This window comes from Streptomyces sp. bgisy100, assembly GCF_057709105.1.
The window spans coordinates 79,533-102,170 of the sequence record NZ_JBYITE010000005.1; the positions used below are offsets into that span (position 1 = coordinate 79,533).

The following is a 22,638-nucleotide window of genomic DNA, read 5'->3' on the forward strand; positions in this document are numbered from 1 at the left end:
CACGCATCGTCCCGACCTGCGGCGCCGCGCAACGGCCCGTGCCCCGGGCAGATGCACCGTGCAAGAACAGGGTGGATCAGCCCGCACGAGGGGTAACCCGGCCGCATCGCGCCGACGAACGGTATGCCTGGGGGTGGGTCATGCGGAGGTACTTACGCCGTGCGGACAGGGGAGAGGCAGGGGTGTACGGCACCGGGCCGAACCCCCGCGACGAGGCCCGCGGCCGGCCTCCGGCAGCGCTCCGCCGGTGCCCCCGGCCCGGCCCCCGAACGGGGTCCGTCTGGCAGGAGGCCCAGGAGTTCCTGCGGCTGTACCACCGGGAGGAGCCCCGCGCCGGGGACGGGGAGAAACGTCTCGCCGAGGTCCGTGCGGAGATCGAGGAGCGGGGGACGTACCGGCACACGCCCGACGAGCTGGCCTTCGGCGCCCGCGTCGCCTGGCGCAACAGCAACCGCTGCATCGGCCGGCTGTACTGGCGCGCGCTCCAGGTCAGGGACCTGCGGCAGCTCGACGACGCCGCGTCGATGGCCCGGGAGTGCGTCGCCCATCTGCGGCTCGCGGCCAACGGCGGCCGGATCCGACCGCTGATCACCGTCTTCGCGCCGGACGAGCCCGGCCGCCCCGGCCCCCGCATCTGGAGCGAACAGCTCGTGCGCTACGCCGGGTACGGCCCCGGCGGCTCCCTGGCGCACGGCGATCCCCGCAACACCGGCATCACCGCGCTCGCCCTGCGGCTCGGCTGGCCGGGCGGCCCACGCACCCCGTTCGACATCCTCCCGCTGGTCCTCCAGGGGCGCGGCGAGGAACCCCGGTGGTTCGCCCTCCCGCCCGACGCGGTGCTGGAGGTGGCGCTGGAGCACCCCGAGGCCGGCTGGTGCGCCGAATGGGGGCTGCGCTGGCACGCCGTCCCGGCGATCGCCAACATGTGCCTGGAGATCGGCGGCGTGCGCTACCCTGCCGCGCCCTTCAACGGCTGGTACATGGGCACCGAGATCGGCGCCCGCAACCTGGCCGACACCGACCGCTACGACCTGCTGCCCCGCATCGCCGAGCGGCTGGGCCTGGACATCTCGACGGACCGTTCGCTCTGGAAGGACCGCGCGCTCGTCGAACTGAACCGGGCCGTGCTGCACTCCTTCGACCGCGCCGGGGTCACCATCACCGACCACCACACCGAGTCCCGGCGCTTCCTCACCCACATCGACCGGGAGCGGTGCCGGGGCCGGGAGGTGGGCGCCGACTGGTCGTGGATCGTGCCGCCGCTCTCCGGGGCCACCACCCCGGTCTTCCACCGCACCTACGACTCCACCGAGCGCCGTCCGGCGTTCGTCCACAGCCCCGGGGCCGGCGCCCGTGCCCGGGGCGAGTACCCGGGCTGAGCCCGGGAACGACAGCGGGCCGGAACCCCGCCGATGCGGGGTTCCGGCCCGGGAGCCGTGCGGACGAGCCTGTTCGGGGAAGGCTGTCAGCGGGCTCCGGCGCTCTGGTTCTGCAGCGTGATGCCCAGCGCGGACGCGTACTGCGACAGGGCCAGCTTGCCGATCGCCGGGTAGGAGCCCAGCGCCTCGGCGGCCGAGCAGCCGGCCTCGTCGGCCGCGGCCTTCAGCAGACCGTCGGCGACCTCCGGGCCGATCAGATACGGCGCGAGCGCCAGCTGCGCCGAGCCGGAGCCGCGCAGCTGGTCGGCGGCGCGGGCCACCGAGCCGTCGATGTCCAGCGCGGCGGCCAGCACCGGCACTGCCAGACGGGCGGCGAGCAGCATGCCGGTGATACCGGCCGCCTGCACCGCCTCCTCACCACCGACGGTGGCGAGGATGATGCCGTCCGCGGCGGTGGCCACCGTGAACAGACGGGCGCGGTCGGCGCGCGCGAGCCCGGCCTCCGACAGCCGGACGTGCAGCGCCTCGGCCAGCAGCGGGTGCGGACCGAGGACATCGGTCAGCTCCGCCGCGGTGCGGCTGTCCATGACGGCCTGGCGTATCCGGCGCATCAGGGCGCTGTCCGGGCCGGCCAGCAGCGGAACGACCACCGCGACGGGTCCGTCGTCGTCCCGGCGGGCGGGGGGCTCAGCTCCTTCCTCCTGCCGGGCGGCGGCCCGGGCGGTGCGGTCGGCGGCGGCGCGGGCCAGCACCGCGCCCAGCGACGGGAACTCCGCGTCGTCGCCGTCGACATATCCGATCTGGGCGTCCAGGCCGGGCAGCTCGGAACGCGCGATGCTCACCGCTTCCTCGGCCAGGCTCCGGGTATCGGGGCCGGGAGTGCCGGGAACGGCGAGAACGAGCGCGGGCGCACCCTCGGGAGCCGCCACCGGCTCCGGTTTGCGGTGTCGCCCTGGCTGGCGGGGACGCGGCATTCGTACAGGCAGGCCGGACGCCGGCCCTGTGGGGGTGCTCATGGCGCCGCATGTTAATCCCTTTGCGGGCTCGGCCGTTCGGGGAGGGGGCAAGCGTGCGTCGGTCGTCCCGATTTATCCACTGCTTCGATCAACGCCCGCACCCCTGCGCCCCGTCGTACCCACAACAACCGGCCACGCCCGGCATCCCCGCGCTACTTCGCACGGCAGAGCGTCACCGCACGAGCCCTTGCCGCTCCAGCAAGATGAGGTGCCGCGCATCTCCAACGGGACGACGCCCGCATCGGGCCAGGGCGTCACGTTGACGGGCTCCTGGAGAGGGCCACCGGCGGGCGGGGACGGGGCCGCAGGGGTGGGGGGGGCCGGAAGCTGCCGTGTATTTGTGGGCCGCCAGGCACGTAAATATACGTTCCGGAACCCCCCACCCCGGAGGCCCCGTCCCCGCCCCCACGACGCACCGCGCTCCACCCCCAGGACGCTGCGCACCCCGCACCCGGCACCCCGCACCCCGCACCCGGCACCCGGCACCCCGCACCCCGCACTCAGGGCGACCCACCCGTCCCCGCACTCACCACGACGCCCCCGCCCCGCACCCCACACCCCGCACTCACGACGCACCCCGCCCCCGCTCTACCCCACACCCCCCGTCACCTGCAGCATCCGGGAGTCGACCGGAAGAGCCAGCCGGCCGGAGGCGAGCGCCGCGGCGATCCCCAGCGCCCCGTCCAGCGGGTCACCCGCCGGTTCCACCGGCTCGGCATCCGGGAGCTGCCGGGCCAGTTCCTCCCGCAGCGGAGCCAGCAGCGGCTCGCCCATCCGGAACAGCCCGCCGGTGAGGGCGAGACGACACCCCACGGCCTCCGGACGGACCGCGGCCGCCGCCTCCGCGATCGACCGGGCGGCCTCCCGGAGAACGGCCCCCGCCACCGGGTCCTCGGCGGCGCACCGGCCCACCTCGGGAGCGAACCGGGCCAGTACGGCGGCCCGGTCGGCACGCGGATACAGCAGCCCCGGCATGCCCGCCGCCGGACCGAACACGGCTTCCAGCCGCGCCAGCAGAGCCGCCGACCCTCCCGCCCGGCCGTCGTGGGCGCGCAGCGCCGCCTCCAGACCCGCCCGTCCGATCCAGGCTCCGCTGCCGCAGTCGCCCAGCAGATGTCCCCAGCCGTCGGCCCGCCGCCAGCCGCGCCCGGCCGGGCCGAGATCCGTACCGACCGCGATGAGCCCGGTGCCCGCCACGACCACCGCGCCCGCCTGCTGCCCGAGCGCCCCGGCGTACGCGGTCACCGCGTCGGCGGCGAGCGCCAGCCGCCGGGCCCCGAGCGCGTCCGCCAGGGCGCCCGGCAGCCGGGCCCGCAGCTCGTCGCCGAGCGTCGCCATGCCCGCCGCGCCGACGGCGACAGCGGACGGCGGTCCGTCGGCGCCGGTGCTGCTGAGCAACTCACGTGCCGCGGGCAGCAGAAGCTCCAGGAAGTGGCCGGCGTCGACACCGGCCGGGCCGATGCGCGCGGGGGTGTCGGAGGCCACGGTGGCGACGGGCCGGCCGTCGTCGGGCCGGGCGATCGCGACGCGCATCCCCGAACCGCCCGAATCGACACCGAGGACCCACGGGGACAGGGGTGACCTCATGACCCGGCTCCAAAGTGAGAAGAGGAGGAAGCGGAAGGGGGCGACGACCGCAGCCTAAGCGCAGGAACGCGGCTCGGCGGATTCCCCGGCCGCAGCGGCTGCCTTCCCCGTGTTAGCCGGACGTTAGGGGAGTGGCAGCTTCGCGATAGCCGCCCCCAGCACAGTGGATGACGTACCGAGGAACAACGACACCAGCTGACCCGGGGGGACCTGAAATGAGCTCCAGCACCACTGTCCGCACCGCTCGTCGCCGCGGCCTGCGCATGGCCGCTCTGGCCCTGACCGCGGCCGCCGGCCTGACCCTGACCGCCTGCTCCGGCTCGGACACCGCCGGCGCGAAGCCCGCGGGCCGCACGGACCAGGGCTCAGCTGCCGCCGAGTCCAGCGGCGCGGGCTCCTCCGCCGGAGACAAGAGCTCCGATGCCGGTGCCGAGGTCGGCACCAAGGCGGGCTCCGGGGGCAAGCAGTCCGGCAGCTCGCCCACCGCCAACGGCGGCAAGGCGGCAGCCCCGGTCCGCACCCAGCGCCTGGCGGACGGCGTCAGCAAGGCCGAGATCACCAAGGTCGGCCCCCAGCACTACCGTGCCAAGATCGTCGCCCGCGGTTCGGTCCTGGCCACGATGGAGGCGAAGCAGCAGGACGACGGGCTCGACGCCAACGACATGTTCGTCGTGCTCACGTCGGACGGCCAGGTCAACTCCTGGATGGGCGGCGGACACCAGGGACCGGGCACCTTCGAGATCGAGGGCGGCTGGACGGTCAAGGTCACCAAGCTCGGCGACCTCCACTACCGCGCGCAGTTCTTCAGCGAGAGCGGCGACGCGGACGACACGGTGGAAGCGAACCAGCACGACATCGGGTTCGTCTCCAACGGCGTGTCCATCGTGCTCAGCGCCGGTGGCGTGCTCAGCGCGCACCAGTAGAGGCCCCCGGATGCGGTGGTGGAGCCGGCTCTCTGGCGGGGCGCTCCACCATCGCAGTTAGGGAAGGGTTCGCGTGCCCTGAAGCCCTCCCGGCGCCTCGCGGGGGCGGCCCGGCAACGCCCCCTCTCCATAACCCCCGTGCCCGACGGCCCCGCCCGGCTTGCCCACCCTGCGACTCGTTGCGTACGGTCGTTCGCCGAGTCGCCGAGTCGCCGAGTCGCCGAGTCGCCGAGTCGCCGAGTCGCCGAGTCGGCCGCCCAGCCGTGTGCGGGCCGCCGAGCGTGGGCGTTGTGTTGGCGTGGGCGGTCGTAGGTGGGACCCGGGTGCGAAGCGCATGCGCGGCAACGGCCGGTGACCTCTCCCCGGTGCCGGGGCGCGGGGGCGCGGGCACGGCGCCGTGTGCACGGCCGTGGCCGGAAGACGTTCACCCGGTGTGCCGGAAGCGGCGGACCGCGCTCCGTACGCCAGTAGAGTGATCCCCTGTGGCAGCACTACCGTTGAACGAAGTTGTCGAGCCCGGATGGGCACAGGCCCTGCAGCCCGTCGCCGGACGCGTCGCCGAGATGGGTGACTTCCTGCGCGCGGAGATCGCCGCCGGCCGCACCTATCTGCCCGCCGGAGCCCATGTCCTGCGCGCCTTTCAGCAGCCCTTCGACGAGGTGCGGGTGCTGATCGTGGGCCAGGATCCGTATCCGACCCCGGGCATGGCCATCGGGCTCAGTTTCGCGGTGGCTCCCGAGGTGCAGCGGCTGCCCGGCAGCCTGGAGAACATCTTCCGGGAGCTCAACACCGACCTCGGACTGCCCCGCCCCTCCAACGGCGACCTGACCCCTTGGACGAAGCAGGGCGTGCTGCTGCTCAACCGGGCCCTCACCACCGCTCCCCGCAAGCCCGGTGCGCACCGGGGCAAGGGCTGGGAGGACATCACCGAGCAGGCCATCCGCGCTCTGGTCCAGCGGGGCAAGCCGCTGGTGTCCGTGCTGTGGGGGCGGGACGCCCGCAATCTGCGGCCGTTCCTCGGCGACCTCCCGGCGATCGAGTCGGCGCATCCGTCACCCATGTCCGCGGACCGCGGCTTCTTCGGCTCACGGCCGTTCAGCCGCACCAACGACCTGCTGATCCGCCAGGGCGCCCAGCCCGTGGACTGGCGGCTGCCCTGAGCCGGCGGGCCTGAGCTGGCTGCCCTGAGTCGGCGGGCCTGCACGGCGCCGGGACCGCACCTGTCCGCAGGCGGCCGCACGGTGTCACGCCACGGCGGCCCGCACGCAGAGCACGTCCGGCAGATGGGAGGCCAGCTGGCTCCAGCTGTCGCCGTCGTCCGCGCTGGCGAAGAGCTCGCCGTTGCGATTGCCGAAGTAGACGCCCGCCGGGTCGGAGTCGTCCACGCACAGCGCGTCCCGCAGCACGGTGCCGTAGTGCGGCTCCTCGGGGAGGCCCGCGGACAGCTCCTGCCAGTCGGCCCCCGCGTTCTCCGTGCGGTACACCCGGCACCGCCGGCCGGCCGGCACCCGGTCCGAGTCCGCGGTGATGGGGAAGACGTAGGCCACGTCGGCGCGGTGCGGGTGGGCGGCGACGGAGAAGCCGAAGTCGGAGGGCAGGCCCTCGCCGATCGACGTCCAGCCGGCTCCGGAGTCGTCACTGCGGTAGACGCCCCAGTGATTCTGCAGATACAGCCGGTCGGGGTCCCCGGCGTCCTGAGCGATCTTGTGCACGCACTGCCCGAACTCCGGGAAGTGATCGGGCAGGAAGACCGCCTCCACCCCGGAGTTGGACGGGGCCCAGCTCTCCCCGCCGTCCCGTGACCGGTACACCCCGGCCGCGGACACCGCGACCGTCACCGCGTCCGCGTCCCGCGGGTCCGTGACGACCGTGTGGACGGCGAGCCCGCCGCCGCCCGGCTGCCAGTCCTCCCGCGTCGGGTGCTCCCAGAGCGGCCGCACCAGCTCGAAGCTCTCGCCCCAGTCCTCGGAGCGGAACAGCGCCCCGGGCTCGGTGCCCGCGTACACCACGCCGGGCGCCGCGGGCCCCGCCGGATGCAGCTGCCAGACCCGCTCCAGGGAGGTGCCGGTGTCCTCGGGGTAGCGGATCGCGGGCTGCTTCGGCTCGTGCCAGCTCGCCCCGAGGTCGTCGGAGTGGAACACCGAGGGCCCCCAGTGCGCGCTGTCCCCGCCGGCCAGCAGCCGGGGCGCGGAGCGGCGGGTGTCGATGCCGACCGAGTAGATGGCCTGAGCCGGGAAGTGGGGGCCGTCGAGGCTCCAGGCCCCGTCTCTCCGTCTGCCGACGAAGAGCCCCTTCCGGGTGCCGACTGCGAGCAGAACGTCGGTCATGACCGACCACCTCCGGGACGCCGTTGTCTCCAGTACGGGCCAGTCTGCACCCCCGCACCGACAACGGCGCCCGGCTCGTCGTCCGCGCAGGTCAGGCGGCCCGACGATACTGCCACCGCCACCGCGGCCACCGCGCGGCCACCGTGGCCGCCCGGCTCGCGTGCCGCGGGGCAGGCGCCGCGGGGAGGGGGCCCAGCAGCTCCCGCCCCGGCGGCGCGGCACCGGCCCGCCCGCCCCCGACGATCTCCGCGGGCAGGGGCCCCGCCCCGTGCCCGTCCCGCTTCGATGATCCTCCCCCGGTACCTGCCACCGCCCGTGGCGGAGAGCGGTGCGCCCGGTCGCGCCGCTCTCCCCGAAGGTCCTCCCGTCCCCGGCCCCGTCCCCGGCCCCGTCCCCAGCTCCGGCTCCCGGCTCCGGCCCCGGCCCCGGTCCCGGTGCGTCCCGGCCCGTCCCGGGCCCTTCCCCCGTCCCGCCCGCGCGCGGCGTCCGGAACACCGGCAGGAACGGCCCGCGGAGTCCCGGCGGGCACCTGCGGGAGCCGTCGGAGTGAATGCCGCTGGACAGAGGGGCAGTTCGGGGCAGCCGTTCGACCGCCGAGACGTCATCGAGAGCCAACGGGAGCTGTTTGGACAGCAGTTGGCCATGTGTTTAGAATTTTGGCCATGCGGTCAAAAAATGCTCCCCGCGGCCGGACCGGTGCGGGGAAGGACGAGCGGAAGGGCGGGGAGCCGGAACGCTCGTTCATCGAGCGGGCGCGCCGCGCCCAGATCGTCACCGCCGCCGTCGAGACCATTGCGGAACTCGGGTTCGCGAAGGCCTCACTGGCGCGGATCGCCGAGCGGGCCGGGATCAGCAAGGGTGTGATCTCGTATCACTTCGCCGGCAAGGGGGAGTTGATCGAGCGGCTCGTCGAGCAGGTCTACGAGGAGATCGGAGCCTTCGTCGGGGGCCGGCTGGACGACCGGTCCGGGGCCACCACGTGGCTGCGGGGCTACATCGAGTCGGTCGCCGAGTACATGCTCGGCCATCGGACCCAGCTCATCGCGCTCGGCGAGATCTTCCACCACTTCCGTACCGATGACGGGGCGCCGCGCTACGGGGTCGCGTCGAGCGAACCGCTCTACGTCCGGCTGGAGAACGCCTTCCTCGACGGGCAGCGAAGCGGGGAGTTGCGCCCGTTCGACGTCCGCGTCATGGCCGTCACGCTCCAGGCCGGGATCGACGACATGTTCGCGTACTGGAGCGCGCACCCCGAGCACGATCTGGCCGCCCACGCCCGCGAACTGGCCGGCATCTTCCAGCGCGCGACGCGCGCGGAAAACGCACCGGCCGAAGAACAGCAGTGACCGAAGAACAGCAGTGAACAGGAAGAACCCTCCATGACAGCAATTCCGGAACAAGCGGCTGTCAGCGCGGCCCGGCCCGAGCCGGCCGCCGAAGCACGGCCCGAGCGCCCGCGGCTGCTCTACATCGACAACCTGCGGATCGCGCTGACGGCGCTCGTGGTGCTGCACCACACCGCCGTCACCTATGGCAACATCCCCGCCTGGTACTACACCGAGCCCGCCGAGGACGGCTCCGGGCTTCTCCTGGACGTCCTCGTGATGTTCAACCAGGCGTTCTTCATGGGGTTCTTCTTCATGATCGCCGGGTACTTCACGCCGGCCTCCTACGACCGCAAGGGCGCGCGACCCTTCGTCCGGGACCGCCTCAAGCGGCTCGGTCTGCCGCTGCTCGCCTTCCTCTTGGCTGTACGTCCCCTGGCGGACATCGGCGGGTACGCCGACCTGCGGGCGACCTTCGCCGAGCGCGGTGAGTCCCTTCCCTACGGGGTGTACTACCTGCTGAGCTGGGACGCGGGGCCGCTGTGGTTCGTCGAGGTGCTCCTCGTGTTCGCCCTCCTCTACGCGCTGGTCCGCCGTCGTGCCTCGAGCCGCCTCTCCGGCTCCGTCGCGCAGGCCCGGCGGGAGACGGTGCGGGACCCGCGCCCCCCGCGGCCGCTCGCCGTCATCGTCTTCACCGTCGCGCTCGCCCTCTCCACCTACCTGTGGCGCTTCCTCGTCCCGACCGACACCTACGTCCCCGTCCTCGGCCTGCCCACCCCCAACTTCATGCCGCAGTACGCGAGTTTCTTCGTCCTCGGCGTGCTGGCCCACCGTCGCGGCTGGCCGCAGTCGCTCTCCCGGGCCGCGGGCCGGGCGGGCTTCGCCGTCGCCACCGTCGCCACGCTCGCCTACCTCCCGTTCGTCACCACGGTGAAGGGCGCGGCGCTGGACGGGCACGGCACCTGGCAGTCGCTGGTCGCGGCCGCGTGGGAGTCGACCTTCGCCGTGGGGCTCGTCCTCGGTCTGACCGTCCTCTTCCGTGAGCGTCTCAACCGGCAGGGGACCGTCGCCGGGTTCCTGTCCCGGCACGCCTTCGCCGTCTACGTCCTCCATGCGCCGGTGCTCGTCGGGCTGGGCTTCGCCTTCCGCGGCCTGCACGCCCCGGCAGCCGCCAAGTTCGCGCTCGTCGCCGCCCTGGCCCTGCCGCTGTGCTGGGCCGTCGCCTATGCGGTCCGTTCGCTTCCGCGCGCCGATCGTGTCCTGTGACCGTGGCCGTCAGCCGGGCCGTCCCGCGCGGCTGACGGCCCGGGCCAGGAAGGCGCAGGCGTTCGGCCGGCCCGAGCCCGGCCGGGGCGGGGACGGCTATTGGGCAGGGACCTGATGTCCGGTGCCGTGCGGGGGAACACCCCGCACGGCTGGCCGAAACCGCCGGCCGTCAGAGGGCTCCGCTCGGCGAGGTCTGATCCCGGGCTTCGCCCGCCGCCGCCAGCAGCCCCGCCCAGTCGGAGATCTTCACCGAGGCGCGGCCCAGCGACCGCCCCAGCTCCGCCTCGGCCGCCTCGATCGCCTGCCAGCCGCGCCACTCCACCGGCTCCTGGCCCAGGCCGCGCAGCGCCGCCACCGGGTCCTCGGCCACCACCCGCCGCGCCAGTACGGGGGCGTCGCTCAGCAGGGCGGCGGCCGTCTCCTTGGCGCAGGGCCGGTTGCTCCCGATGACGCCCGTCGGCCCCCGCTTGATCCATCCGGCCACGTACTCACCGGGGGAGGGCCGGCCGTCGCGCAGCACCCGTCCTTGCGTATGGGGGACCGTGCCGCGCTCGGCGTCGAACGGCAGCCCCGGCAGCGGGACGCCCCGGTAGCCGACCGACCGGAGCACCAGCTGCGCGTCGATCTCCTCGAACCGGCCGGTCCCGGTGATCCCGCCCTGCCCGTCCGGCACCGTCCGTTCGAAGCGCACCCCGGCCACCCGCTCCCCGTCCGGAGCCGGCAGCAGCGCCACCGGCCGCAGCCGGAATCGCAGGTGGATGCGGCGGTCCCGGCCCCGCGGCGGCCGGGCGGCCCAGTCCCGCAGCACCTCCACATTGCGCCGGCAGACCGCCGGGAGCTCCGAGAGGTCGGTGACGGCCGGGTCGAGGGCGGTCTCGGCCGGGTCCACGAGCACATCGGCGCCCGGCAGCGTGCCCAGCTCCCGGAGCTCCTTGGTGGTGAACCTGGCCTGGGCGGGCCCGCGCCGTCCCACCATGTGCACATCGGTCACCCGGCTCGCGGCGAGCACGCCCAGCGCCGCCTGCGGCACGTCGGTCGGCCGCAGTTCGTCGGCGCCCCGGGCCAGGATGCGGGCCACGTCCACGGCCACGTTGCCGACGCCGATCACCACGACGGAGCGGGCACCGAGCGGGAACCCGCGGGGCGCGGCGTCCGGATGGGCGCTGTACCAGGAGACGAACTCGGTGGCCGAGAAGCTGCCCGCCAGATCCTCCCCGGGGACGCCGAGCCTCCGGTCGGTCGCCGCGCCCACGCAGTAGACGACGGCGTGATAGAGCCCGAGGAGCCGCTCCGGGGACAATCCGTCGGCTCCGACCCGCACATGGCCGAGGAAGCCGACACGCGGATGCTCCAGCACCCTGCGGAGGGTGTTCTGCAGCGACTTGATCTTCTCGTGGTCGGGCGCGACGCCGTAGCGCACCAGCCCGTACGGGCACGGCAGCCGGTCCAGTACGTGGACCTGCACGTCCGGCACGGCCTCCTGCTCGACCAGGGCCTGGGCGGTGTACACCCCGCTCGGTCCCGAGCCGACAACGGCGACACGCAGCACGGCGGCTCCTTCCCGCAGGGACGTCTCCAGCATGGCACCGGGAAGGCGGGGGCGGGAGGCGCCCGGCGCGTGGCGCCCGCCGGTTGCTCCGGATCGTCTAACGGGTCCTCGCCATGTCCCGCATGCGGTTGATCTCGCTCGACTGCTGGGCGATCACATCGTTCGCCATCTCCTCGACCAGCACGTCGCTGCCCTGGGACAGCAGCTCGGTGGCCATGGTCACCGCCCCCTGGTGATGGGTGATCATCAGCCGGAGGAAGAGCGCGTCGAAGGCCCGGCCCCGGGCGGCGCGCAGCGCTGCGAGCTGCCGCTCCGAGGCCATCCCGGGCATGCCGACGTGGTCGCCCGGGCCGTGGGAGTGCCCCGCCCGGCCGGAAGGCGCTCGGTGACCGGCGCCCGCGTGCCCGCCGGCCCCGTGCCCCTGGTGGCTCTTCCCGTCCGCGCCGCTGCTGCCGTGCCCCTGGTGGCCGGAAGTCTTCCTCCCGCTCCCGTGCGTCGCCAGCCAGCCCTCCATGGCCCCGATCTCGGGCCCCTGGGCCGCCGCGATGCGCTCCGCGAGCCGTTCGACCTTCCCCGAGTGGGCCCGGTCCGGCGCCAGACGGGTCATCACCAGGGCCTGCCGGTGGTGCTCGATCATGCGGTGCACATAGCCGAAGTCGGCCGTGCCGGGGCGGTCGTGCCGCACGGACCGCGCGGCCTCCTCGGCCGAGAGCGTCCGGGCGGATTCCCCGGGCCGGCCCGGGGCCACGACGGAGGGCCGGCCGGCGGCGGCTCCCGCGTCGTCATCCGGCCCGCACCCGCCGACGGCCAGGAGCACGGCTGTCACGGCGAGGGCGGCGGTCCGGGCGCGGACGTGCGACGTGCTGCGGCGGTGGGGCACAGCGACCTCCCGGGTCGGCGTGACCGGCGGAACCGGCCGGTCGGAGACGGTCCTGTCACGACGGTGCGCACTTCCGGTCGCGGAGAGCTGTCCGACTGCTGCCCCCGAGTCTATTGATATGTACATGCGAAGGGCGATACTGCGGCCAGCACCGTTCAACTCCGAACGGACTCAAGGGAGGACGCAGTGACGTCTTTGCCCCATCCCCGTGTACGGCGCAGACGCCTCGGCGTGGCGGCCGCCGCCCTCGGTCTGCTCGCCTCGGTCCTGGCGGCGGCCCCGGCGGGTGCGGTCCCCGACCCCGGCGGCGCTCCGGTCGAGAAGCCGGTGAGCCGGAGCTCCTCGGCCGGCACCGAGGCCGCGATCGCGCGCGGTGACCTGCCCGGCGTCGACGAGATCGTGCACAGCTCGAACGTCACCCCGCTCGGGAACATCCCCAAGGACGCGCTCCCGGGGGTCAATTCGGACCTCGCCTTCCAGGGCCGGTACGCCTTCGCGGGCAACTACGACGGCTTCCGGATCTTCGACATCGGCAACCCGAAGGAGCCCCGGACCGTCAGCCAGGTGCTCTGCCCCGGCTCCCAGAACGACGTGTCCGTCTCCGGCGACCTGCTGTTCCTCTCCACCGACTCCTCCCGCAGCGACGACTCCTGTGCCAGCACCGCCCAGCCGGCCACCGAGAAGTCCTCCTGGGAGGGCATGAAGATCTTCGACATCAGCGACAAGAAGAACCCGAAGTACGTCGCTGCCGTCGAGACCGCCTGCGGCTCGCACACCCACACCCTGGTTCCGGACCGGGGCGACGTCTACGTCTACGTCTCCTCGTACTCGCCGAGCGAGTCCTTCCCCGACTGCCGGCCCCCGCACGACGGCATCTCCGTCATCAAGGTGCCGCGGCACGCCCCGCAGAAGGCGGCCGTCGTCGGCTTCCCGGTGCTCTTCCCGGACGGCGGCAACCCCGGCGGCCCCGTCAACCCCGGTGTCTCCAAGACCACCGGCTGCCACGACATCACCGCCTTCCCCACGCTGAAGCTGGCCGCGGGCGCCTGCATGGGCGACGGCATCCTGCTGGACATCTCCCGGCCGGCCGAGCCGAGAGTCCTCGACCGGGTCCAGGACAACGTGAACTTCGCCTTCTGGCACTCGGCGACCTTCAACGAGCGCGGCAGCAAGGTCGTCTTCACCGATGAGCTCGGCGGCGGCGGGGCGGCGACCTGCAACGCCGAGGTCGGCCCGGACCGCGGCGCCGACGGCGTCTACGACATCGTCGGCAAGGGGGACGCGCGCAAGCTGGTCTTCCGCAGCTACTACAAGATCCCCCGGCACCAGGCCGCCACCGAGAACTGCGTCGCGCACAACGGCTCGCTGATCCCCGCCAAGGGCCGGGACATCATGGTCCAGGCCTGGTACCAGGGCGGCGTCTCGGTCTGGGACTTCACCGACTCCGCGAAGCCCCGGGAGATCGGGTACTTCGAGCGCGGACCGCTCTCCACGAGCACCCTCGTCGGCGGCGGCTCCTGGTCGGCGTACTACTACAACGGCCACATCTACTCGAACGACATGGTCAAGGGCCTCGATGTGCTGCGCGTCGACGACCCGCGGACGGACAGCGCCAAGAGCGTCCGGCTGTCCCGGCTCAATGTGCAGACGCAGCCCGACTACCGCTGACCGGACCCTGCGCCGGCAGCGGCGAGGTGCCACCGGGCGGCGGCCCGCCCGGTGGCACACCGGACCTGCCCGGTGGCGCATCAGGCCCCTCCGGCGGCACACCGAGTCCCGGTGGCCCACCGGGCCCGCCCGATCGCCCACCGGGGCCGCCGGGCGGCCTGCCGGGACCGTCCAGCGGCCCACCGGGCCCCTCCGGTGGTGCACCGCGCTCCCACGCCAGCCCGTACCGCTGGAACAGCTCGGCGCGCAGCCGCCCGAGCGGCATCGGGGCGCCCGGCAGCAGCACCGCCACCACCGCGCCCATCAGCAGCGCCCGGAGCAGCGGATAGTCGGTGTCCGGGTCGGCGGAGCCGTAGGCCACCACGGTGCCGCGCAGCAGGGCGGCCAGTTGCTGTTGCTCCGGGCACTGGACGAACCCCTCGGCCGCGAGGATTCCGGCCATATGGGTCCGCATCAGCGTCGGATGGTCGCGGGCCGTGCCCAGGACGGCGTCGATGGCGCGGGCCAGCAGTTCCTCGCCGTCCTCGGTCCGCGGCTCGCGCTCCAGTGCCGCGGCGAGCGTCAGATGCATCAGCCGGTGCACCGCCGACTGCAGCAGCTGCCGCTTGCCCGGGAAGTAGTACGAGACCAGGCCACGGGCCGAGCCGGCCCGGTCCGCGATGTCGGCCAGCGTGGTCGCCTCGTAGCCCCGTTCGTCCACCAACTCCACCGTGGCCTGCAGCAGACGCTCCCGGGAACGTCGGCGCAACTCTTCATTGACCGATGCGCTGCGCGGGGACATGCTGTAACTCCTGCGTTGACTGGCTTCGAGCCAATATACTGAGCCCGCCCATGGCCGTCCGACCCTGCTCGAGGGGCGGATTACCAGGGCTGCCGCCGTTTCGGGCGACGCGGGGGATCGTCCGAAACGGCGGTTTCAAGCCGTCCTCGTCGCCCCCGTGCCGCACCCGGAGCACCGCACCGCGTCCGCCGGGCAGCGCCTGCCGAGGCCCTGTGACAGCCTCCGCACCACGCCCCGCGACGGGACCGCACGGCGCCATCACCAGTGCTGTCGTCCCGGGGAACACCCTCGGCCCCCGGACCACCCCTGAGCCTCGGAAAACCTCCGGCCGCAAAACAGCCGTCGGCACGGGCCCGCCCGGCCGTCCCCGGCCGCACGGCGCCACCGCTATCTGCTCCGCACCGCCTGCCCCGTTCCATGTCCCCCGTTTCCCGGGCCTCAGTCCGCCCGGTCGACCAGGTCAAGGACCCGGCGCAGGGCGTCCGGCCGGTCCGCCACCGGACGGTGGTCCACCAGGTGCACGCCACAGCCCAGCGCCGCGGCGCCCGCGTCCGCGCGCCGGTCGTCCCCCACCATCAGCGTGTCCTGCGGCGCCACCCCGAGCGCGTGACAGGCCACCGAGAACAGCCGCGGATCCGGCTTCTGCACCGCGTGCTCGTACGACAGCACGAAGGTGTCCACCAGGGTGTCCAGACCGTGCGCACGGAACACCGGCCGCAGGTCCCACCCGATGTTGCTGACCACGGCGACCCCCGTGCCCCGGGCGCGCAGCGCCTCGAGCACCTCGGCCGTGTCGGGGTACGGGGCCCACGCTGCGGGCTCCCTGTGCCGTTCGTAGAGCGGGCCGTACAGCTCCGGCCAGGGCAGCCGCGCCTCGCGGGCCAGACCCTCGTACGCGGCGCGGTGCAGCTCCGCACTGCGGTCGCGGTCCGCCCACAGCTGGGCGAGATGCGCCGGCACCATCCGGGGGGCGACCCCGCCGGGCAGGGCGCCCGCCCACTCCAGCCGCCGGGTCCAGTGCAGGAGTTCGTCCTGGGGCAGCGCGAGGCCGGCCCGTACCGTCACCGCCCGCAGCCAGGACTCCGTCGACTCGACACAGAAGAGGGTCCCGGAGAAGTCGAAGAGCACGCCCTTGATCGCCATGGGGCGATCCTCCCGGGTTCACTCCCCGCCGGACAAGGGCACCTTGCGCCGGTTCGCCACGGCCTGGCACCGGGGGAGCACCGCGACCGCGAGCGCCGCCAGGGCCACCCCCAGCAGCCAGCCCGCCAGCACGTCCGAGAGCCAGTGCACGCCCAGATACAGCCGGGTGAAGCCCACGCCCAGGACCGAGACCACGGCGACGGCCGCCGCGGCGCGCAGCCACCGGCCGCGCACGCCCCAGGCCACCAGCAGCCACAGCAGCAGACAGCAGCCCAGGGCCGCGGTCATCGCATGGCCGGACGGGAAGGACGTGTAGTGGGCGGTGGCCACCGGGTCAGGCCACTGCGGGCGCTCCCGCCCCACTGCGAACTTCACGCCCTGTTGCAGCGCGGACCCGGCCAGTGTCACCAGCAGCAGCCACAGCGCGGCGACCCTGAAGCCGCGCCACAGCAGCAGCAGTCCGGCGGCCACCAGCAGGGCCCGGAACGTCCACGGGTCCCAGAACCAGTCCGTCAGGATCCGGCTCGTACGGGTCCAGCCGGGGCTGCGCACCGCCGAGCCGTGCAGATCGTCGGCGACGTCCCGGTCGGTCGCGGTCAGCGGCGCCCAGTCGGCCACCACCAGGACCAGGAGCACGCCGCTCAGCAGACCGCAGAGCGCCGCCGTCCAGAGCAGGCACCGGGCACCGGGACGGGACGGGGTGCTGAGGCCGTCGGGCGGGCTGAGAGGCGGCGCATCCATGGGGGAGATCTTGACGGACGGCCCGAACGCCTGGCCAGTCGGGCGCCCGGACCGGCCCGGGTGATCGTGGGGAGGCAAGCGGTGACGGCCGGTCGTTCACGCTTCCTGGCTCCGCACCACGTCGCGTGCCGCCTGCGGCCGGACCTCGAACGGCAGGACCGGTCCCGCGCGTCGAACGGAAGAAACGCGCCGAACGGAAGAATCCTGACCTGCTCCGGGGGCGGGAAGGCTCTGGGGACGCCGCTCGAAGCGGGTGTCAACCGAGCACCCGCAGGGCCGGGACGCCGGTCACGAGCAGCGGGACCACCGGAACGAGCGCCGCGGCCGCGGTGAGCCGCAGCCGGTGCCCCGGGCTCAGCCGGGGGGCGGGCGCCAGCAGCCGGTCCACCCGCTGCGGGACCTGGGCCAGCGGCGTCGGGCACGGGCCGAACACCCCGCGCTCCTCGTTGAGTTCGACGAGGGCCAGGGCGATCGCCAGCCGCCCGAAACGCCGTGACGCGGTGTCGTCGGCGGCCAGCTCCACCAGCCGGTGCATCTCGTCGCGGAACGCCGCGAACACCGGCACCTGGGGAAAGCCGTTGGCCAGGGCCGAGGAACAGTGCAGCAGCCAGTCGTGCCGGGCCCGGGCATGGCCCTGCTCGTGCGCCAGCACCGCGTCCAGCTGGCGCCGGTCCAGCCGCCGCAGCGCCGCTGTGGTGATGACCAGCCGGGGCGTCGGCCCCGGCAGCCGGCGGGCGTCCGGGCGCTCGCCCTCCAGGACCACCAGCCGGTCCTCGGCCGCGTGCTCGCCGGGGAGCCGGGGGGAGCGCCGGAGCAACTCCGCCCGCCGCACGCGGCGTTCGGCGCGCGCGGACCGGATCTCGCGGGTGAGCATCGCCGCGGTCCACGCGCCGCCACAGGCCAGGGCGGCGGCCACGGTGCCGGCCCAGGGCCCGTACCCGTGGAGCGCGTACGCCTCGACCACGCCGTGCGGCGCCGGGGCGAAGACCTGGCCGCGGACGTCCTCCCAGGCACCCGCCGCGCTCAGCGCCATCGCCAGCGTGCAGCACAGCAGCACCGCCGCCACCACGCACTGCCACACCCACAGGGCCAGCACCGGTTCGCGGTCCGCCCACTCGGTGCCCGGCAGAAGGCGCGGGGCGACGGCCGCGGTCAGCCCGGCGAGGACCAGCAGCGCGAGCGGGAGCATCATGGCCGTCAGCCTACGAGCGCCCGGCTACCAACGGGTATGGCCTCGACCGCGAAGTGACGCACACCACGAACCCGGTGGGACCGGACGGCACCGGGCCGGTTAGGACGGCCGGGAGCATGGCGTTCAGACGGTCAGGAGCATGGCGAACATCGCCATCGCCGTCGACACCCGGCAGGCCGTGGCCGGTTCGGGCCGCAGCACCCGGCCGAGGCCCGGCGGCGGTCCCGGGCGCGTGGCCGGCGCACCGCCGGCCGGCACGAGCCGGGCGCCCGCACACAGCATGTAGACCGCGAAGTAACCGAGCAGCAGCCCCGTCACCAGGGGGAGTCCGCCCGGCGATTGGGCGGCCGAGTGACCGGGGTGCCCCGGTCCGGCCGCCGTCGGCATCGCCAGTGCGGCGTAGACCATCGCGAGTGAGCCCACGACGTGGTGCACCCGGTGACCGTCCCCGCGCGCGGGGAGCAGGCCGTGCACCGCCAGGACGGCGAACACCGCCGCGAACGCCCGGGCCGACCACGGCTGCGGCTGGGGCAGCGGCAGCGCCATGGCCGCCATGACCAGCCCCATCAGTGCCTCGCCCCCGGCGCCGCGGCGCAGCTCCGGCGGGCCGGCGGACCGCAGGAACAGCAGGTACGCCCCGCTCGCTCCGCACACCACGACGAGCAGCCAGCCGACCAGCGGCGGTCCGTGCACGGCGCACCTCCCGGTCCGGACGGGACACGCGGGGAGGCTGCCCACGGCTCCCCGGCACACGGGAGCGCACGGGCGCACACCGGGGGGCGCGGTCGGTGGGAGGGCGGTGCGGCCGGGAGCGGACCGCCGGGGCGCGGCCGCCGACGCGGACGGCACGGGACACACGACGACACGGGGCCCGGATACACGGGGCCGGATACACGGGGCCCGGAGACACGGACCGCCGGGCTCGGCCGCCTCGGGGCCCGGCTGCGGCGCTCCGAAGCCCTGGCCCGCACATGCGTCCGCCCGCGCGCCGGAGCGGGCTCAGATGCCCGGGCGGTACCGGAGCGGGTGGTCCTCGGGCACCTCGACGACGCAGATCCGGGTGCCGTCCGGGTCGGAGATCCACATCTCGATCAGCCCCCAGGGTTCCCGCACCGGAGGGCGCAGCACGGTCACCCCGCGGGCGGCCAGCTCCTCGTGCGCCTGCGCCGCGTCCGCGACCTGGAGCCAGAGCTGGAGGCCCGGGGAGGCCGGTTCCTCCGTGCGCCCGGAGACCTCCAGGAAGCCCCCGCCCAGGAAGTACACCGTGCCCCGCTCGGGACCGGTGCCGAACTCGCGGTGGACGGCCAGGCCCAGCGCCTCGCCGTAGAAGGCCCGGGAGCGGTCCGGATCGGTGGGACGCAACAGGATGCGGCTGCTCAGTACATGCACCATGTCGGGAAGCTGCACAGAAACCCCCCGGGTAAACCCGCCCGCCGGGCGGCCGGGCCGCCGCGGAGACGGTCCCGGTGGCCGGGGCACCCGGCAGCGGTAGGCGACCACCTGCACCGGGGCCGCCGTCCGTACCGCCCGGTCGGCGCAGTCCGCCGCCGGAGATCACCGGTCGCCCCGCTTCGGCCCGGTCCCTCGCCGGGCGCGCCCGGCCCCTGCGTCGGCCGGAAACCGTCCGGCCGACGGGGCCGGTACGGGCGCGGCGTTGTTAGCCTCGGACGCCACAGCGCCGCGTCGCCGGGGCGCGTCCGCAGGGTCCCGCCGTCCGGACGCAGGCCGGGCGGGACGCCATGGACGCGCCCTCGCCCCGGGGAGGCGCCAGGCCGTACGAGAGGATCCGCCCGCGATGGACACCGCCGCAGCCCCTTCCGCCCCGCCGACCTTCCGGGATGCGGCCGAAGCCGACATCCCGGCGCTCGTCGGACTCATCGAGTCGGCGTACCGCGGCGATGCCAGCCGCGTCGGCTGGACCACCGAGGCGGACCTGCTCCAGGGGCAGCGGACCGACCCCGACGGCGTCGCGGCCGTGGTGACGAGCCCGGACAGCCGGATGCTCGTCGTCGAGCGGGACGGCGTCCTCGTCGGCTGCTGCCAGCTGGAACACCGTGGAGAACACGCCTACTTCGGCATGTTCGCGATCCGGCCGGAACTCCAGGGATCGGGGCTGGGCCGGGTGGTGCTGGCGGAGGCCGAGCGGGCCGCGCACGAGAGCTGGGCCGTGCGCGAGATGCACATGACGGTGATCTCGGCGCGGGACGACCTGATCGCCTGGTACGAGCGCCGCGGCTACCGGCGCACCGGCCGGATGACCCCCTTCCCGTACGGCGACGAGCGGTTCGGCATCCCGCAGCGCGACGACCTGCAGTTCGAGCTCCTGGTCAAGGACCTGGGGTGATCCGGGGCCCCGGCGGCCGGTCCGTGGGGACCGGCCGCCGGGGCCCCCGCACCGGGAGCCGGGGCGGTACGGCTACGCCGTGAAGCGGCTGGTCCGCTTGATCTCCGGGAAGTCGGTGGTCGCTCCGTCCAGCCCGAGCGCCCGCACCAGGCGCAGCTGATCCTGAGTGTTGACCACCCAGCCGATCACCCGCAGACCGGCGGCGCGGGCCCGTTCCACGGTCTCCAGCGTGAGCCGCCGGATGTTCAGCACCAGCGTCCCGGCCCCGGCCGCGACCGCGCGGTCCACGACCTCGGTGCCGTACCGGCTGGCGACCAGCGCGGTGCGCACCTCCGGCAGCAGCCGGCGCACCTCCGTGATGGCCTCGTCGTGGAACGAGAGCACCTCGACCCGGCCCGCCAGATCGCGCCGGCGCATGACCGCGGCGAGCGCCTGCGCCGCGGCGACGTCCTTGATCTCGGCCTGGAGCGGGGCCCGCACCGCGTCGAGGACCTCCTCGAACACCGGGATGCGCTCGCCCTGCCCCGCGTCCAGCCCGCGCAACTCGGCCAGGGTGAAGTCGGCGATCGGGCCCTGGCCGTCCGTCGTGCGGTCCACTTCCGCGTCGTGCATCACCACGAGCGCGCCGTCCTTGCTCAGATGAAGATCCAGCTCGATGACGTCCAGTCCCTCCTGATCGGCGCGTACGAACGAGCGCAGGGTGTTCTCCGGCTCGACACCCATCACGCCGCGGTGCCCGATGGTGAGGAAGGTCACGGTTGTCTCCATTCCGGGGGTCGGCTGCCACTGAACCGGCTTGGCAGCCTAACCGCGGGTACGGCCGTTGCTGCAGGGTGCGAAGCCGGTCACCCGTGCGTGGGCGCGTCCCCCGTGAGCTGACGCGATACCCCGCTCCGGGCCGTCGTTCCGGGCCCCGGGGGACCGGTGAGCGCCCCGGCCGCCCGTTCGCGTACCGCCGAGGGAATGGGTGCGGTCATCATGGGTACGGGTCCCCGGCAGGAAAAACCTCGGCTTCGGGGGCGGTCGGGCCGGATAATTTCCGGCTACTCCGCTTGAGTGAAGCCACGTCGTCCGGATACCGTGTCTTGACGCGAGGTTCTTTCGTGGAAGGTGAGTGATGACGGAAATTCTTGTGCAGAGCCGTGCGGAAGGCGGAGTTCTGCCCGCGGATCGCGTGGTTGATCACCCGTCCTGGCCCGTGCTCAAGGATGCCGTGGAGGAGATCCGCTCCTGGCAGGCCAAGGACGGCTCGATCGACCTCGAGGCCCAGGGCGCGCCCGGCCGCGCCACCGTGGAGGCCGCGCTCACCCGCGTGATATCGGCCGTCGAGGAGCTCTCGCCGCTGCTGCCGCACGACGCGGAGTACCACCGGGCGCTCGTCGCCGACCTGCGCCGCTGGGCCGACGGCGGCTTCGGGGTGCCGGACTTCCTGGACTCCCTGCTGGCCTTCCAGCCCGCCGCTCAGCGTGCCGACGGCCTCCAGCACCTCGTCGTCTTCGCGATGTACACCCAGAACGGCAACCCGGACCGCAACCTGGAGGCCGTCGTGCTCCGGGTCGTGTGGCCCGAGTGGCTCGCCGAGCTGGAGCGCACCCGTTACGACAACCCGCTCTTCGTCGGCATCACCTTCGAGGACTTCACCAGCGGCTACGACACCAACTCCGCGGTGCTCTTCCCGGAGACCATCGCCGTCCGCGAGGCGCCGGAGCGCTTCACCTGGGGCGGCATCTTCTGCGACCGCGAGGCCGCCCGCTTCCGGGTGGTCAGCGAGGCCGCCGTCGAGACCCTCGGCATCGACCTGCCCGCGGACATCCGCGAGATGCTCGCCGACCAGGACCGCTGCCAGCAGGCGTTCGTCCTCTGGGACATGGTGCACGACCGCACCCACAGCCACGGCGACCTGCCGTTCGACCCGTTCATGATCAAGCAGCGCCAGCCGTTCTGGATGTACGGCCTGGAGGAGCTGCGCTGCGACCTCACCGCCTTCAAGGAGGCCGTGAAGCTCGAGGCCGAGGGCTTCGCCCAGGCCCGCGACGTGCAGTACGCGGTGATCTTCGACCGGATGTTCCGCTTCCCGGTCACCGGCGACCGGGTGCGCAACTACGACGGGCTCGGCGGCCAGCTGCTGTTCGCCTACCTCCACCAGCACGACGTCGTACGCTGGACGGACAACACCCTGCACATCGACTGGGACCGAGCTCCGCAGGTCACCAACCAGCTCTGCTCCGAGATCGAGAAGCTGTACCGCGACGGCATCGACCGCCCCAAGCTCGTCCACTGGTTCGCCGCGTACGGTCTCGTCTCGACCTACCTCGCCCCGCACCCCGGATCCACCTGGGCCAAGGGCCCGGATGCCCTCGACCTCACACAGCCGCCCCGCAAGCTCGTCGATGACGTGCTTCCCGACGAGTTTCCGCTCAGCATGTTCTACGAGGCCCTCGCCAAGAAGCTCAAGGGCGTGATCGCCTCCACCAAGGGCATCACGGCGCAGAGCGCCGAGCAGGTGGCCGCGTGACC

Annotated in this window: 20 protein-coding genes; 8 read left to right on the forward strand and 12 right to left on the reverse strand. The window is 73.9% G+C overall.

Features of this window, described 5'->3' with window-relative positions:
- The first annotated feature begins 182 nt into the window (after positions 1 to 182).
- Positions 183 to 1,379, forward strand: a complete 1,197-nt coding sequence (locus AC3EQ1_RS05425) for a nitric oxide synthase oxygenase (RefSeq protein WP_432093102.1) — start codon at positions 183 to 185, stop codon at positions 1,377 to 1,379.
- An 86-nt stretch (positions 1,380 to 1,465) separates the two neighbouring features.
- Here the strand turns inward: AC3EQ1_RS05425 and AC3EQ1_RS05430 are convergent, their stop codons facing one another.
- Both AC3EQ1_RS05430 and AC3EQ1_RS05435 read right to left on the reverse strand, forming a co-directional pair.
- Positions 1,466 to 2,395 (reverse strand): sirohydrochlorin chelatase, encoded by a 930-nt coding sequence (locus AC3EQ1_RS05430; protein ID WP_432093103.1) that lies wholly within the window; start codon positions 2,393 to 2,395, stop codon positions 1,466 to 1,468.
- A gap of 588 nt (positions 2,396 to 2,983) precedes the next feature.
- Entirely contained in the window at positions 2,984 to 3,982 is a 999-nt protein-coding gene (locus tag AC3EQ1_RS05435; protein WP_432093104.1) for an N-acetylglucosamine kinase, read from the reverse strand.
- A 215-nt stretch (positions 3,983 to 4,197) separates the two neighbouring features.
- On the opposite strand from AC3EQ1_RS05435, the gene AC3EQ1_RS05440 reads away from it, so the two are divergent.
- Together AC3EQ1_RS05440 and AC3EQ1_RS05445 are read left to right on the forward strand one after the other, a co-directional pair.
- The gene (locus AC3EQ1_RS05440; RefSeq protein WP_432093105.1) at positions 4,198 to 4,905 is read left to right on the forward strand and encodes a hypothetical protein; all 708 of its coding nucleotides are present in this window, start codon (positions 4,198 to 4,200) and stop codon (positions 4,903 to 4,905) included.
- Between the two features lie 482 nt (positions 4,906 to 5,387).
- Positions 5,388 to 6,065 carry a uracil-DNA glycosylase gene (locus tag AC3EQ1_RS05445; protein WP_351507096.1) on the forward strand — a complete coding sequence of 226 codons (678 nt, stop codon included), beginning with the start codon at positions 5,388 to 5,390 and terminating at the stop codon, positions 6,063 to 6,065.
- Between the two features lie 84 nt (positions 6,066 to 6,149).
- Here AC3EQ1_RS05445 and AC3EQ1_RS05450 read toward each other — a convergent pair whose 3' ends face one another.
- On the reverse strand, positions 6,150 to 7,232 hold the full coding sequence (locus AC3EQ1_RS05450; protein ID WP_432093106.1) for a WD40/YVTN/BNR-like repeat-containing protein: 1,083 nt from the start codon (positions 7,230 to 7,232) through the stop codon (positions 6,150 to 6,152).
- A gap of 662 nt (positions 7,233 to 7,894) precedes the next feature.
- Here AC3EQ1_RS05450 and AC3EQ1_RS05455 point away from each other — a divergent pair.
- Together AC3EQ1_RS05455 and AC3EQ1_RS05460 are read left to right on the forward strand one after the other, a co-directional pair.
- Entirely contained in the window at positions 7,895 to 8,578 is a 684-nt protein-coding gene (locus AC3EQ1_RS05455; RefSeq protein ID WP_432093107.1) for a TetR/AcrR family transcriptional regulator, read from the forward strand.
- 33 nt (positions 8,579 to 8,611) lie between these two features.
- Entirely contained in the window at positions 8,612 to 9,823 is a 1,212-nt protein-coding gene (locus tag AC3EQ1_RS05460; protein WP_432093108.1) for an acyltransferase family protein, read from the forward strand.
- 169 nt (positions 9,824 to 9,992) lie between these two features.
- Here the strand turns inward: AC3EQ1_RS05460 and AC3EQ1_RS05465 are convergent, their stop codons facing one another.
- Together AC3EQ1_RS05465 and AC3EQ1_RS05470 are read right to left on the reverse strand one after the other, a co-directional pair.
- Positions 9,993 to 11,372 (reverse strand): FAD-dependent oxidoreductase, encoded by a 1,380-nt coding sequence (locus AC3EQ1_RS05465; RefSeq protein ID WP_432093109.1) that lies wholly within the window; start codon positions 11,370 to 11,372, stop codon positions 9,993 to 9,995.
- Between the two features lie 97 nt (positions 11,373 to 11,469).
- Positions 11,470 to 12,252 (reverse strand): DUF305 domain-containing protein, encoded by a 783-nt coding sequence (locus tag AC3EQ1_RS05470; protein ID WP_432093110.1) that lies wholly within the window; start codon positions 12,250 to 12,252, stop codon positions 11,470 to 11,472.
- A gap of 186 nt (positions 12,253 to 12,438) precedes the next feature.
- On the opposite strand from AC3EQ1_RS05470, the gene AC3EQ1_RS05475 reads away from it, so the two are divergent.
- Positions 12,439 to 13,920, forward strand: coding sequence for an LVIVD repeat-containing protein (locus AC3EQ1_RS05475; protein ID WP_432093111.1), 1,482 nt, complete (start codon positions 12,439 to 12,441; stop codon positions 13,918 to 13,920).
- On the opposite strand, the gene AC3EQ1_RS05480 is transcribed toward AC3EQ1_RS05475, so the two are convergent.
- The 6 genes from AC3EQ1_RS05480 to AC3EQ1_RS05505 all read right to left on the reverse strand — a co-directional run bounded on the left by AC3EQ1_RS05480 (position 13,889) and on the right by AC3EQ1_RS05505 (position 19,169).
- The gene (locus tag AC3EQ1_RS05480) at positions 13,889 to 14,701 is read right to left on the reverse strand and encodes a TetR/AcrR family transcriptional regulator (RefSeq protein ID WP_432093112.1); all 813 of its coding nucleotides are present in this window, start codon (positions 14,699 to 14,701) and stop codon (positions 13,889 to 13,891) included. The genes AC3EQ1_RS05475 and AC3EQ1_RS05480 overlap by 32 nt on opposite strands.
- Before the next feature lie 438 nt (positions 14,702 to 15,139).
- Complete coding sequence (locus AC3EQ1_RS05485; RefSeq protein WP_432093113.1) at positions 15,140 to 15,844, reverse strand: HAD family hydrolase; 705 nt, start codon at positions 15,842 to 15,844, stop codon at positions 15,140 to 15,142.
- A gap of 18 nt (positions 15,845 to 15,862) precedes the next feature.
- Positions 15,863 to 16,585 carry a phosphatase PAP2 family protein gene (locus tag AC3EQ1_RS05490; RefSeq protein WP_432093114.1) on the reverse strand — a complete coding sequence of 241 codons (723 nt, stop codon included), beginning with the start codon at positions 16,583 to 16,585 and terminating at the stop codon, positions 15,863 to 15,865.
- A gap of 256 nt (positions 16,586 to 16,841) precedes the next feature.
- Positions 16,842 to 17,777 (reverse strand): M56 family metallopeptidase, encoded by a 936-nt coding sequence (locus AC3EQ1_RS05495; RefSeq protein ID WP_432093115.1) that lies wholly within the window; start codon positions 17,775 to 17,777, stop codon positions 16,842 to 16,844.
- 123 nt (positions 17,778 to 17,900) lie between these two features.
- Positions 17,901 to 18,470 (reverse strand): DUF5134 domain-containing protein, encoded by a 570-nt coding sequence (locus AC3EQ1_RS05500; RefSeq protein WP_432093116.1) that lies wholly within the window; start codon positions 18,468 to 18,470, stop codon positions 17,901 to 17,903.
- Positions 18,471 to 18,776: 306 nt separating this feature from the next.
- Positions 18,777 to 19,169, reverse strand: coding sequence for a VOC family protein (locus AC3EQ1_RS05505; protein ID WP_432093117.1), 393 nt, complete (start codon positions 19,167 to 19,169; stop codon positions 18,777 to 18,779).
- A 403-nt stretch (positions 19,170 to 19,572) separates the two neighbouring features.
- Between AC3EQ1_RS05505 and AC3EQ1_RS05510 the strand changes: the two genes are divergently transcribed.
- Positions 19,573 to 20,121, forward strand: coding sequence for a GNAT family N-acetyltransferase (locus tag AC3EQ1_RS05510; RefSeq protein ID WP_432093118.1), 549 nt, complete (start codon positions 19,573 to 19,575; stop codon positions 20,119 to 20,121).
- A gap of 72 nt (positions 20,122 to 20,193) precedes the next feature.
- Here the strand turns inward: AC3EQ1_RS05510 and AC3EQ1_RS05515 are convergent, their stop codons facing one another.
- The gene (locus tag AC3EQ1_RS05515; RefSeq protein ID WP_432093119.1) at positions 20,194 to 20,877 is read right to left on the reverse strand and encodes a glycerophosphodiester phosphodiesterase; all 684 of its coding nucleotides are present in this window, start codon (positions 20,875 to 20,877) and stop codon (positions 20,194 to 20,196) included.
- Positions 20,878 to 21,238: 361 nt separating this feature from the next.
- Here AC3EQ1_RS05515 and AC3EQ1_RS05520 point away from each other — a divergent pair, with 361 nt between their 5' ends.
- The gene (locus tag AC3EQ1_RS05520) at positions 21,239 to 22,636 is read left to right on the forward strand and encodes a DUF6421 family protein (protein ID WP_432093120.1); all 1,398 of its coding nucleotides are present in this window, start codon (positions 21,239 to 21,241) and stop codon (positions 22,634 to 22,636) included.
- Positions 22,637 to 22,638: the final 2 nt, after the last annotated feature.